The sequence below is a fragment of the Nocardia sp. NPDC057272 genome (assembly GCF_042668615.1).
Taxonomy (GTDB): Bacteria; Actinomycetota; Actinomycetes; order Mycobacteriales; family Mycobacteriaceae; genus Nocardia.
The window spans coordinates 41,775-54,125 of sequence record NZ_JBHUYK010000039.1; the positions used below are offsets into that span (position 1 = coordinate 41,775).

Below are 12,351 nucleotides of genomic sequence, written 5' to 3' on the forward strand. Positions count from 1 at the left end.
GTGCACCGCGCTACGCCGCGCGGCCTACGCGGCTTCTCGCGGGAAATACGTGCGCAGGCCGACGCGGCGGGTGGGCGCACACAATAGGGTTGGGCACGTGGGAGCGTCTGCGAAGTGGGAGCGTGGCTCAGTCGTTCAGGACTGGGGCCTGGCAGTGGTGGTCGCGGTGATCCAGCTGGCCGGTAGTTCCGGTGCGAATTCGCATCAAACCGGCGTGCGGTCACTGGACGCGTTCGCGTATCTGCTGCTGCTCGCCGGGCCGGTGGCGCTCGGTTTCCGGCGGGTAGCGCCCGAAGTGGTGCTGGCGGTGTCGCTGATCGCCACGGTGACCTATGTCCTGCGCGACTACGGATATGGGCCGATCTTCCTGTCGCTGGTGATCGCCTTCCTCTCGGCCGCCGTCACCGGGTCGCGATGGCGCACCTACCCGGTGGTCGCGATCGGGTATCTGACGATGGTGTGGCCACTACCCGCCCTGCTCGGGCGGCACTCCGACGCGTGGCAGATATTCGGCCTGCTGGCCTGGATGGGCGTGCTGGTCGGGATCGCCGAAGGCGTACGGCAGCGGCGCGCGGTGGTGCTCGCGCGCGAGCAACGGGCCGAGGCGGCACAACGCGACGAGCAAGCTCAGCAGGCCAGGGCGGCCTCCGAGGAGCGGTTGGCGATCGCTCGGGAACTGCACGATGTGCTGGCGCACAGTCTTTCGCTGATCAACGTGCAGTCGTCGGTGGCGCTGGAGTTGTTCGATCGCAAGCCGCAGCAGGCGGCCGCGGCGCTGGCGACCATCAAGACAACCTCGAAAGAGGCGCTGACCGAGGTGCACACGCTGCTGCACGCGATTCGCAGTGGCGCGGCGGTGGTGCCGCAGTACCCGGAACACGCTCCCGTCGTGGATGATTCGCCCCCGCCGCCGCGTCCCGCTCCGCGCGCGCCTGCACCGACCCTCGACGACCTCGACACACTGCTCGAGCGCACCCGCGCGACCGGGCTCGACGTCGATACCAAGATCATCGGTACGCCGAAGAAGCTGCCGAGCGTGATCGATGTGGCCGCGGCCAGAATCGTGCAGGAATCGCTGACCAACGTGGTGCGCCACGCGCCCGGCGCGACCGCCCTGATCACCCTGCGATACACCCCGGAATCGGTCGACATCACCGTCGACAACACCCGGCCGACCGGAACCGCTGTCCGAACCGGCATCGGCGGCAACGGGATTATCGGCATGCGTGAGCGGGCGCACGCGCTCGGCGGGGCGCTCACCGCGGGGCCGCGACCGTCCGGCGGGTTCCGGGTGGCGGCCCGATTGCCCGCTCGCCCAGCGACTTCGGCCGCGTCCGCGCGATCATCGGATTCACCGGGCAGGGAGGCGGGCGCATGACCGAACTGCCGCCGGTCGGGTCGGGGCCCGCCAAGATCCGGCTACTCGTCGCCGACGATCAAGCGCTGGTGCGCGGTGGTTTCGTCGCACTGCTGGACGCCCAGGACGACATCGAAGTCATCGGCGAGGCCGAAAACGGCGAGCAAGCCGTCCGGATGACCCGAGCCCTCGTCCCCGACGTGGTGCTGATGGACATCCGCATGCCGATCCTCGACGGCCTCGCCGCCACCCGCATGATCGCCGACGACCCCCAGCTCGCGCCGGTCCGCGTCGTCGTCCTCACCACCTTCGAACTCGACGAATACGTCTTCGAGGCGATCCGCGCGGGCGCCGCGGGCTTCCTGGTCAAACACACCGAACCCGCCGACCTGCTCCGCGCCGTCCGCGTGGTGGCCGCGGGCGACGCCCTCCTCTCCCCCGGCGTCACCCGCCGCCTCCTCGCCGAATTCTCCACCCACGCCAAACAACCACCCCCCGCCGCCTTCGCCGAACTCACCGACCGCGAACGCGAGGTGATGACGCTGGTGGCCGAAGGCCTCACCAACGCCGAAATCGGCGCCCGCCTCTACATGTCCCCCGCCACCGCCCGCACCCACGTCAGCCGAATCCTCACCAAACTCGACGCCCGCGACCGCACCCAACTCGTAGTCCTCGCCTACGAATCAGGCCTGGTCCGCCCGGGCTGGCAATAGCGCCACCATTGCTACATACCTGGTGGAACTCGAACCCGAGGTAGCCCGATGGCTGCGCTCACTGACTACACGCGAGTACGGCCAGGTAGACGTGTACGTGGGCATGCTGGCCGAACGTGCAACCACCCTGAGCGAACCGTGGTCGCGCAATCTTGGCGATGGGGTACGTGAACTCCGCTTTCACCTTCACCCGCGAGAAATGCGAATCACCTACTGGCTCGCTCCGGGTCGTCGCATCGTGCTGCTGACAGTTTTCCGCAAGACTCGCATGCGGGAGACCGACGAGGTGGCGCGAGCCAAGGCACTACGCAAGGTATGCGAATCGGAACATGGTTGTGCCCACACAGATTTCGACAGGAGGTAACCGATCATGACTGAGCACCCATCGATGGACGACCTGCGCCGTGAACGGATGAGCAGCCCCGGGTTCGACGCGGGCGAGTACGAGGCCGGGCGGGCCGAGGCGATTCTGGCGATCGAGCTGGCCGAAGCCATTCGCGAACGGCGGCTGGAACTCGGGCTGACACAGACACAGCTGGCCGAACGGGCTGGGCTGCGTCAACCCGAGGTCTCACGGATCGAATCCGGGGGCGGGACACCGACAATCGGCATGCTCGAACGTTTGGCGTATGCGCTCGAGGTTCGGTTCGTCGCTCGGTTCGAGAAGGTCGACGCGGCGTAGGACTTACTTGCCCTGGTCGGCTTGCCGGCGTTCGGAGGCGGAGAAGCGGGCGCGGCGGGCTGCTCCCGCGGGGGCGGCTTGGGCTCGGGCCGAGTAGGCGGAGAGGGCGTCGAAGGCGCCTCGGACGCCGCCCGCGACCGGGGCGTAGGTGATGGCCGAGCCGGGGTCGAAGCCGAGGTTGGAGCCTACTTCGACGGCGTCCATGTTGGCGCCGAGGAAGACGAAGGTCCAGTTGTACACGTCTTGCTGCTGGGTGATGAGGGACTTCACCGCGGCGTGGGTCCATTCGCGGCTGGAATTCTCGTGGCCGTCGGTGAGAACCACGACGATCACGGTGCCGGGACGCTCGTGTTCGGGGCGCCCGGCCAGCTCGCTGCCCACGCTGGTGACGAGCTTGCCGAGCGCGTCGTAGAGCGCGGTCCCACCACGTGGCTGCAAACTCGGCGCAGGCACCTGAGCCAGCGGCACATTCGCGTAGACCACGTCATAGGTGGTGTCGAACTGCGCGAGCGTGACCTCGACCGTCTTCGGCACACTGCGCTGCTGTTCGAAATAGGCGGCCAACCCACCTTCGGTATCGGCCTTGATCGTCTGCATCGACCCCGAACGGTCGAGCAGAACGGCGATCAGCGTGCGGTCGGAATCAGTCATGTGTACGAACACCCCCGTGTCGGTCGGATCAGCAATTCCCACCGTACGCCGCGAAAGAGGACCGTCTGACCGGCGAAAAGAAGACGCCAAGGTATCGCCAAGCCTGGGTCCCGGATATGGGGCCGGCGCTCGCATTCCACCGCTCCGCCGACCCCACTTTCGAACCGGCGCTCGGTCGGAACCGGCGTGCCCCAGTCTTCGTCGGGGAACGCGGCGTTTGAGTCGGATGCGGTGGCGTTTCGGGCGAGTGCGAGGCCGACAGCCGATGTTGCACCTGGCATGACAACGACTTCGACGGCCGATGCGGCGGTGCAGAACACCGATCGCCGAATCCGGCCCGCCCTGCTGACCATGTTCCTCGGCAGCTTCACGCTGGTGACCGCCGAATTCCTGCCGCCCGGTGTACTCACCGCGCTGGCGACCGATCTGAATGTGCCGGAGGGCGTGGTCGGGCTCTCGGTGAGCGCGACGGCGCTGACCGCGCTGGTGGCCGCGCTCGGATCGGGCGCACTGTTCCCCCGCCTGGATCGGCGCACCCTGCTGATCTGGCTGACCGTCGGCGCGGCGGTGTCGAACGTGGTGGTCGCCCTCGCGCCGAACATCGTGTTGTTGCTGATCGCGCGACTGCTGCTCGGTCTGGCTGTCGGCGGCTACTGGTCGATGGCGCTGGTGATCGCGGCGAAGCTCGTCCCGGCCGAACGGCTCGGCAAGGCGATGATGATCGTGAACGCGGGAACCACGGTCGCGACGGTGGCCGGAGTGCCGCTCGGCGTGCTGCTGAGCACCTACGCCGGGTGGCGGACGACCTTCCTGATCGCGGCCGCGCTGACCGCCGCCACCGCCGTCGCCGTGCGGCTGATGCTGCCGCCGATCGCGCCGAGCAAGGGCATCGGATTCACCGCACTCGGCAATGCCCTGCGGTCCCCGGGCGTGACGCTCGGGCTGGTCAGCATGGTCGCCGTCGTCGGCGGGCACTTCGCCGGATACACCTACATCCGCCCGGCCCTGGCCGAACTGCTCGGTGCTGGCCCGGCGGTGATCCCGGTGCTGCTCGCCCTGTTCGGCGTCGGTGGTCTGCTCGGCAACTTCGTCCTCGGCGCCCTCGCCGACCGCCACCTCGGCGCCCTGCTGGTGGCGGTGCCGGCAGCCGTCGGCCTGTCACTGCTCGCGATCATCGCCTCCGCGGCGTTCGCCCCACTCGCCTACCTGGCCGTGGTGGTGTGGGGCGCCGCGTTCGGCGGCATTCTCAATCTCGTTCAGGTGTGGGTCTCACGGGTGCTGCCCGATCGCATGGAAGCGGGCAGCGGACTGATCGTCGCCGGTTTCCAGCTGGCGATCATCCTCGGCTCGGCGATCGGCGGCCGCGGGGTGGACAGCATCGGCCTGGCCCCGACCTACGCGCTCGGTGCCGTCGCCGCGGTCCTCGGCGGAGTACTGATCCGACGCTCACTCACCCGAGCGGGGCACTGACATCAGTCGATGTCCGGGCCGCCCGCCGCCACTGCGACGGCGTGCGGCCCGTCTGCCGCCGGAACGCCCGCCCGAACGCCGTCTCCGAGCGGTAGCCGAGCCGGCGGGCCACCGTGCCGACCGGCACAGCGTGGTCGACCAACAGCAGTTGTGCCCGCTCGATCCGCAGTTTCGTCAGGTAGCGGCCCGGTGTGAGGCCGGTCGCCGCCTGAAAACGGGCGGCGAACCCGGACCGCGAGGCCAGCGCGATCTTCGCCAGCCCCTCGACGGTCCACTCCTGCCCCGGGTCGGCGTGCATCGCGGCCACGGCCTGCGCCACCCCGGGCTCGTTCACCTTCAGCAGCCACCGTGGCGGCGCGCAACCACGGGCATGCCAGGACTCGATCGCCATCGACGTGAGCAAGGTGGCCACCCGATCGCCTTGGACGCCGAACGGGTCAGGGCACTGTTCGACCAGATGGCGAAACATGGTCGCGGCCAGAGGCGTGTGGTCGACGAAACCGGTCAGCAGCAGCCGTTGTGGCAGCGCGGTCATGGCACTGCCGGTCCCGACAGGTTCCAGGCGCACCCGGAGCACCCGGCCGTCCGACAGCGCGTTGATCGCGAATCGGTCCGTGCCGGGCACGAACAGGAAGTCCCCACTCGCCAGATCTTCTGTCTTGCTGAGCCCTTCGACCCGGACCAGCCCGTCCAGCACCACCAGCGCGCTCGGCTCGGTCATGAACTCCCACTGGCCCGCTGCCAGCGCGAACTCGTCGCGCCCGGCGAAGCGCCACTGCACACCGGCCAGCACATCATCGAGGCTGTGCGCACCATCGGTCTGCGTCACTGTGCACCCCTCCTGATGGAACTCCGATGCCCTGCACGGTACCGGTCGACGGGTCGTACGCGCGGTGACGTACGCCGGATCGGGTCTCGCGGCCGATGTCGTCGGTCGTTCGGGCGAGCAGGGTTGAGACATGAACATTGTCGACAGCGCGACGACGCTGACCCTGCTGGCCGACCACTACGACGGAGGGTGGCATCCATGGCCGTTCTTCTGGATCTTCCCGGTGATCTTCTGGATCACCGTGATCGCACTGGTGTTCTTCGCCCGCCGACGGTGCGCGGGACGCGGTGACGCGGTGGGCGCGCTGCGCGAAGGTTTCGCTCGCGGCGAGATCACCGAGGACGAATATCGCGGCAGGCTCGCGGTATTGAGCGAACCGCGCGGGAGGAAGTAGCGATGCGTTTCGGAATCGTGCTCGTGCCCCGGTCCGGGGCGGAGTGGACACAGGCGGTGACCGGGGCGCAGGCGCAGGGATACGGCACGCTGATGCTGCCGGACACGCTGTACACGCCGTCCCCGCTGCTCGCCCTGGCAGCGGCCGCCGCCGTGACGGAGACCGTGCGATTGCGGCCCAATGTCCTGGCCGCACCCTTCCGCTCCGCCGCTACGACTGTTCGGGAAACGGCCGCACTGCAACTGCTTTCGGACGGCCGATTCGAACTGGGGATCGGCACCGGCAGACCGGACGCACGAGCGGAGGCCGAAAGGCTCGGCATGCCATGGGGTTCGGCGGGTGAACGACGACACCAGCTGATCGACACCATCACCTCGGTGCGCGCCCAGGTCGACCCGCCACCACCGGTGGTCATCGCGGCGAGCGGGCCTCGAATGCTCACCACCGCGGCGGAATACGCCGACCGCATCCTGCTGGCGGCGGCACCGGACGCGACCGAGGACGACCTCGCCGAAATGGTCGGCACCGTCACCGCCCACACCGACCGCGAGGTCCGATTCACCCTCCAACTGGTCGGCATCGGCGACCAGCTCCCCATCTGGCTGAGCACCCGCCTCGGCCACACCCCCGACAAACTCCGCGCCGCGGGAGCCGCCGGACTTCTCCCCAGTGATCCACAGGCCGCTGTGGAAATCCTCGAGTCCCGCAGCGAGCGTTACGGAATCGACGAGCTGATCGTCCCGGGCGAGCTGGCCACCGCCTTCGCCCCGGTTCTAGAACGCGCATATCAGTAGACGATCCGCGACGCGAAAAGCCCGCCCCCTGATACAGGGGGCGGGCTTTCGGTTCAGCTGGTTACTGCTACTCGCCGGAGGCGGCGGCCTCGGGCGCGGTGCCCTCGGCTGCGCCGGTGAGAACCACCTCGGGCTTGTCGTCGGTCGCGGACGTCTTGGTCAGCTTCGTCTTGCCTTCGAAGGTGAACTTGGCGTCCTCGCCGAGACCCTCGCCGTTCCAGCCTTCGACGTCGACCAGAATGGTCTGGCCCGCGCCGATCTCGCCGAAGAGGATCTTCTCCGAGAGCTGGTCCTCGATCTCGCGCTGGATCGTGCGACGCAGCGGACGAGCACCGAGAACCGGATCGAAGCCACGCTTGGCGAGCAGGCTCTTGGCCTGATCGGTCAGCTCCATCGCCATGTCCTTGTTCTTCAGCTGCACCGAGACGCGGGCGATCATCAGGTCCACCATCATCACGATCTGTTCGCTCGTGAGCTGGTGGAAGACGATCACGTCGTCGATGCGGTTGAGGAACTCGGGGCGGAAGTGCTTCTTCAGCTCGTCGTTGACCTTGAGCTTCATCCGCTCGTAGTTCGAGCCCTCGGCGCTCGACTGGGTGAAGCCCAGGCCGACAGCCTTCGAGATGTCGGAGGTGCCCAGGTTCGAGGTGAAGATCAGCACGGTGTTCTTGAAGTCGACCGTACGACCCTGACCGTCGGTGAGACGGCCGTCCTCGAGCACCTGCAGGAGCGTGTTGTAGATCTCCTGGTGCGCCTTCTCGATCTCGTCGAACAGCACCACCGAGAACGGCTTGCGGCGCACCTTCTCGGTGAGCTGGCCGCCCTCCTCGTAGCCCACGTACCCGGGAGGGGCACCGAACAGACGAGAAGCGGTGAAGCGGTCGTGGAACTCGCCCATGTCGATCTGGATGAGCGCGTCGTCGTCGCCGAACAGGAAGTTCGCCAGCGACTTGGCGAGCTCGGTCTTACCGACACCCGAGGGGCCGGCGAAGATGAACGAGCCCGACGGACGCTTGGGGTCCTTCAGACCGGCGCGAGTGCGGCGGATCGCCTTGGAGACGGCCTTGACGGCATCCTCCTGGCCGATGATCCGCTTGTGCAGCTCGTCTTCCATCCGGAGCAGACGGGTGGTCTCCTCCTCGGTGAGCTTGAAGACGGGGATGCCGGTCCAGTTGGCCAGCACCTCCGCGATCTGCTCGTCGTCGACCTCGGCCACGACGTCCAGATCACCGGAACGCCACTGCTTTTCGCGCTCGGCACGCTTGGCGACGAGTTGCTTCTCCTTGTCGCGCAGACGCGCGGCCTTCTCGAAGTCCTGCGCGTCGATAGCGCTTTCCTTCTCCCGGCGAGCATCGGCGATCTTGTCGTCGAAGTCGCGCAGGTCCGGCGGAGCGGTCATCCGGCGGATGCGCATGCGCGCGCCCGCTTCGTCGATCAGGTCGATCGCCTTGTCCGGCAGGAACCGGTCGTTGATGTAGCGGTCGGCCAGGGTGGCGGCGGCGACGAGCGCGCTGTCGGTGATGGAGACCCGGTGGTGCGCCTCGTAGCGGTCGCGCAGACCCTTGAGGATGTTGATGGTGTGCTCGACGGTCGGCTCGCCCACCTGCACCGGCTGGAAACGGCGTTCCAGGGCGGCGTCCTTCTCGATGTACTTGCGGTACTCGTCGAGGGTGGTGGCACCGATGGTCTGCAGCTCGCCACGGGCCAGCTTCGGCTTCAGGATCGAGGCCGCGTCGATGGCGCCTTCGGCAGCACCCGCGCCGACGAGCGTGTGCAGCTCGTCGATGAACAGGATGATGTCGCCGCGGGTGTTGATCTCCTTGAGCACCTTCTTGAGGCGCTCTTCGAAGTCACCGCGGTAACGGCTGCCCGCGACCAGGGAGCCCAGGTCGAGGGTGTAGAGCTGCTTGTCCTTGAGGGTCTCGGGGACCTCGCCGTTGACGATGGCCTGTGCGAGACCCTCGACGACCGCGGTCTTACCGACACCGGGCTCGCCGATCAGCACCGGGTTGTTCTTGGTGCGGCGCGAGAGCACCTGCATCACGCGCTCGATTTCCTTCGAGCGCCCGATGACGGGATCGAGTTTGCCTTCGAGGGCCGCCTGAGTGAGGTTGCGACCGAACTGGTCGAGCACCAGCGACGTGGACGGGGTGCCCGCCTCGCCGCGCGGACCGGCGCCCTCGACGGGCTCCTTGCCCTGGTACCCGGACAGCAGCTGGATGACCTGCTGACGGACACGGTTGAGGTCGGCGCCGAGCTTGACCAGCACCTGGGCCGCGACGCCCTCGCCCTCGCGGATGAGGCCGAGCAGAATGTGCTCGGTACCGATGTAGTTGTGGCCGAGCTGCAGCGCTTCGCGCAGGCTCAGCTCCAGCACCTTCTTGGCACGCGGGGTGAAGGGGATGTGACCGGACGGCGCCTGCTGGCCCTGCCCGATGATCTCCTCGACCTGGCTACGCACACCCTCCAGCGAGATGCCAAGGGACTCCAGCGACTTCGCCGCCACGCCCTCGCCCTCGTGGATCAACCCAAGCAGGATGTGCTCGGTGCCGATGTAGTTGTGGTTGAGCATCCGGGCCTCTTCTTGGGCCAGGACAACGACACGCCTCGCGCGGTCGGTGAACCTCTCGAACATCGCTCCCTCACTCTCCTGCTCCGACATTCTGGCAACAGACGCCGCAGTATGCTCGATACAACCTAGGGCGTCGGACCGACAACTTTCGCCGTCAGCCTGCCATGAAGCCCGGGGGTTGCGGCCCCCGCCATCCACTCTAGTTGGCAGGGGATTCCGCCGCCGCCGGTCCACCCTATTGGGGACCGGCGACAACATGGTCACTCACTGACAACGCGCACGTCGCAGCATTCGTTTCCACCTCAGTTTTGCCTACAGCGAAATCGCGCCACGCGGCTCAACCGGTGAAGGGTGGGACGAATTCGCACGGAACCGCGGCCTGCCGGGCGGGATCGAGGGCGTTGAGGACATGGCCTGCCGCGCGCGGACTGCCCGCGATGGCCAGGTGCTCGGAGTAGTCCTGCGCGCACCCGTCCTGCACGACGATCGAGGTGGCGTTCGGGCCGGGGACCAGACCCGATGTGTGCGGGACGACTATCTCGTCGAGGCCGGCGACAATATTGGTGTAGGTGACGCGCGGGTCGTACACGCCGTCGGCGTTGAGAGCCGCCAGGAAGGCGGCGCCGGTGAGCATCTGCCCACATGCCTGGCACAGCGACGAGCTGACCGCGTCGAACGCGGGCCCGGCACCGAGTGCCCTGCTGAAGTGGGCGATATCGCCCGCCGCGAGCACATTGGTGCCGAGCCAGGGCGGCGCGATCCCGACGAGCTTGCCGACCTTGTTCCCGCCACCCAGCCGCTTGATGTAGTAGTTGCCGACGATATTGCCCTGCGAATGGGCGACCAGGTCTACCCGCGCGGCACCGGTGCGGGCCAGCACACCGTCGACGAAGGCGGAAACCTCGGCGGCGCTCTGCTCGATGGGACGCATGCCGCCGATCGCCGAGATCGGCCACGGGAGGCCGTAGGCGCCGTAGGTGAGGCTGAAGACGCAATAGCCCTCATTGGCCAGCAGCGGGGCGTACACACCCCAGTTCGTCTGCCCTCCGCCGCCGGTGCCGTGCAGCAGGACCACCGGGTCGGGATGCTCGGGCGAGGGGACGCAGGCCGGATCGTTCGCGCCGGGTAGCGAGCCGCCCGGGTTGGTGAGCTCCGGCGGAATGCCCGCGAAGAAGTTGTAGTCGACCGGGAGGGGCTGGGCCGACGCGGTGGCGGGCAGGCAGGCGAACAGGGCCGCGGCCAGCGCCAGAAGCGAACAACGTCGCATGAACGACTCCTCACTAGAACGTGTTCCACTCATCATGGAACACGTTCTAGTGATCGCGTGGCACTACCGGCCGTAAACCATCGCGACCGGTGCCGCGGCCACATCGGTGGCCGAACCGGACTTACCCTGCTGCACGCCCGCGGCGAACAGCGCGCCACACAGCACCAGGAACGCGGCACTGTGCAGCACCGCGCGGACGATATTCCAGCGAACCCAGGTCGCCTCGAAATCCGCACGGACAGCGGCGGTGTCGGCGATCGACGCCGGATCACCCGCCGCGGCGAGCGCGTCGTTGAGCGGCACGTTCAGTCCGGCGGTGACCGCGAACGCGATCACGTTGAGCGCCAACGCGATTCCGATCCAGATCAGCGTCGAGCGCTGTTCCTTGCCGAGGTGCAGCGCGGCCGCCAGCGCGGTGAAACCGACCGTGCCCATGAAGCCGAACATGAACCAGGGGTTGATGATCACGACGTTGATCTTCTGCATCACGTCGATCAGCGTGCGGTCGTCGGTGCGGGCCAGCGCGGGCATCACCGAGATCGCGTAGGCGTAGAACACGCCGGCGATGAGTCCGGTACTGAGCAGGGCCAGCACCATGGTGGCCATCCGAACTGCGAACATGCGATGTCTCCTGACTCGTGGTCCGGAGCTTCGATCCCGCGCTCCGGTGATACGAGTAAGTCAACCGCCCAGACCGGATCCGCGACATAGTTCAGACGCTCACCGGCCTACGCGAACGTCCCACTCACAAATCGTGGTCGGAGATCAGGCCGCTCTGCATCGCCAGCGCGGCCAATCGGGTGCGCTTCTGGTTCTGCGGCAGATTTTCCACCCCGAACTTCGCGAACAAGGCGCGCAGGTGGGTTTTGATGGCGTCGATCGAGAGGAACAATTCCTCGGCGATCTGCTGGTTCGACGCGGGCGTCGCGAATCCGGTGCCGTGTTTGTACGGACGGCACAGCGCGACCAGCACCGCGCGCTGGGTCTCGGTCAGTGAGCGCATGGTGGGGATGGACCCGGACGCGGTATGCGTCGCGTCATCCACCACACCGCCGAAATCGAAGAAGTGCACGAGCGTGGTCCCGACCCGGATCCGGTCGCCGGGACTCAGCCGACGCCGCCCGACCAGCCGCTCGCCATTGACGAAGGTGCCGTTGCGCGACAGCCCGTCATCGATGATGGTCCAGTGCGCACCGAGATGTTCGACCGCCGCGTGCAGCCGGGAAACCTCGGCATCCCACGCGAGCACCAGGTCGGCCTGCACATTGCGCCCGATGGTGACACGCTGCTGCCCGGCCTCCAGGGCCAATTCATGCTGCTTACCGGTGTCGTCGGTATACCGCAGGAAGGAACTCACTGCGCGACACCGCCGGATACTCGAAACACCTTGTGCACGGCCATCAGTCTACGTCCCGAGACCCCACACCCGGGACAACCCGGGCCCCTTGTTCCCCGCACCCGGCACAACCCGGGCCCTTCGTTCCCTCGTTTTCCCCACTGACGCAACCCCGCACGCCCCGACCTCGAGGAGGGGCAGGCAGGCGCAGCCTGCCGTTCGCGGCCGTCCCGTCGTTGAGGCGCCGTTGCGTAGGCGACGAAGGAGCAAGCAACGGTGCCTCAAC

The 12,351-nt window shown here is 67.6% G+C and carries 13 protein-coding genes; 7 read left to right on the top strand and 6 right to left on the bottom strand.

The genetic code is table 11. From position 1 onward, the window contains the following. Nucleotides 1-97 precede the first annotated feature (97 nt). Genes ACFULV_RS32395 through ACFULV_RS32410 form a run of 4 tightly spaced genes read left to right on the top strand, consistent with a single transcriptional unit; the run spans nucleotide 98 to nucleotide 2,752 of the window. Nucleotides 98-1,378 (top strand): sensor histidine kinase, encoded by a 1,281-nt coding sequence (locus ACFULV_RS32395; protein WP_378631545.1) that lies wholly within the window; start codon nucleotides 98-100, stop codon nucleotides 1,376-1,378. Further along, complete coding sequence (locus tag ACFULV_RS32400) at nucleotides 1,375-2,070, top strand: response regulator (protein ID WP_378631543.1); 696 nt, start codon at nucleotides 1,375-1,377, stop codon at nucleotides 2,068-2,070. Before ACFULV_RS32395 ends, ACFULV_RS32400 begins: the two co-directional genes overlap by 4 nt. Before the next feature lie 22 nt (nucleotides 2,071-2,092). Continuing rightward, nucleotides 2,093-2,434, top strand: a complete 342-nt coding sequence (locus ACFULV_RS32405; protein WP_378663391.1) for a type II toxin-antitoxin system RelE/ParE family toxin — start codon at nucleotides 2,093-2,095, stop codon at nucleotides 2,432-2,434. Between the two features lie 6 nt (nucleotides 2,435-2,440). Next, nucleotides 2,441-2,752, top strand: a complete 312-nt coding sequence (locus tag ACFULV_RS32410) for a helix-turn-helix domain-containing protein (protein WP_378631540.1) — start codon at nucleotides 2,441-2,443, stop codon at nucleotides 2,750-2,752. Between the two features lie 3 nt (nucleotides 2,753-2,755). Here the strand turns inward: ACFULV_RS32410 and ACFULV_RS32415 are convergent, their stop codons facing one another. Further along, nucleotides 2,756-3,403, bottom strand: coding sequence for a VWA domain-containing protein (locus ACFULV_RS32415; RefSeq protein ID WP_378663393.1), 648 nt, complete (start codon nucleotides 3,401-3,403; stop codon nucleotides 2,756-2,758). A 279-nt stretch (nucleotides 3,404-3,682) separates the two neighbouring features. Between ACFULV_RS32415 and ACFULV_RS32420 the strand changes: the two genes are divergently transcribed. After that, nucleotides 3,683-4,873 carry an MFS transporter gene (locus ACFULV_RS32420; protein WP_378663396.1) on the top strand — a complete coding sequence of 397 codons (1,191 nt, stop codon included), beginning with the start codon at nucleotides 3,683-3,685 and terminating at the stop codon, nucleotides 4,871-4,873. Here ACFULV_RS32420 and ACFULV_RS32425 read toward each other — a convergent pair. Continuing rightward, entirely contained in the window at nucleotides 4,854-5,702 is an 849-nt protein-coding gene (locus tag ACFULV_RS32425) for a helix-turn-helix domain-containing protein (protein ID WP_378631535.1), read from the bottom strand. The genes ACFULV_RS32420 and ACFULV_RS32425 overlap by 20 nt on opposite strands. Nucleotides 5,703-5,832: 130 nt before the next feature. Between ACFULV_RS32425 and ACFULV_RS32430 the strand changes: the two genes are divergently transcribed. Beyond that, nucleotides 5,833-6,096 (top strand): SHOCT domain-containing protein, encoded by a 264-nt coding sequence (locus tag ACFULV_RS32430; protein WP_378663398.1) that lies wholly within the window; start codon nucleotides 5,833-5,835, stop codon nucleotides 6,094-6,096. Between the two features lie 2 nt (nucleotides 6,097-6,098). After that, nucleotides 6,099-6,890 carry an LLM class flavin-dependent oxidoreductase gene (locus ACFULV_RS32435; RefSeq protein ID WP_378663401.1) on the top strand — a complete coding sequence of 264 codons (792 nt, stop codon included), beginning with the start codon at nucleotides 6,099-6,101 and terminating at the stop codon, nucleotides 6,888-6,890. A gap of 67 nt (nucleotides 6,891-6,957) precedes the next feature. Here ACFULV_RS32435 and ACFULV_RS32440 read toward each other — a convergent pair whose 3' ends face one another. From ACFULV_RS32440 to ACFULV_RS32455, 4 genes are all read right to left on the bottom strand, one after another. Beyond that, nucleotides 6,958-9,525, bottom strand: coding sequence for an ATP-dependent Clp protease ATP-binding subunit (locus ACFULV_RS32440; RefSeq protein ID WP_378631531.1), 2,568 nt, complete (start codon nucleotides 9,523-9,525; stop codon nucleotides 6,958-6,960). 274 nt (nucleotides 9,526-9,799) lie between these two features. Next, a complete protein-coding gene (locus ACFULV_RS32445) occupies nucleotides 9,800-10,729 on the bottom strand; it encodes an esterase/lipase family protein (protein ID WP_378663404.1) in 930 nt (309 codons plus the stop codon). Nucleotides 10,730-10,792: 63 nt separating this feature from the next. Further along, nucleotides 10,793-11,350: a DUF1772 domain-containing protein gene (locus ACFULV_RS32450; RefSeq protein ID WP_378631529.1), complete on the bottom strand. Its 558-nt coding sequence runs from the start codon at nucleotides 11,348-11,350 to the stop codon at nucleotides 10,793-10,795. A gap of 124 nt (nucleotides 11,351-11,474) precedes the next feature. Further along, nucleotides 11,475-12,086, bottom strand: a complete 612-nt coding sequence (locus ACFULV_RS32455; RefSeq protein ID WP_101464728.1) for an FHA domain-containing protein — start codon at nucleotides 12,084-12,086, stop codon at nucleotides 11,475-11,477. Nucleotides 12,087-12,351: the final 265 nt, after the last annotated feature.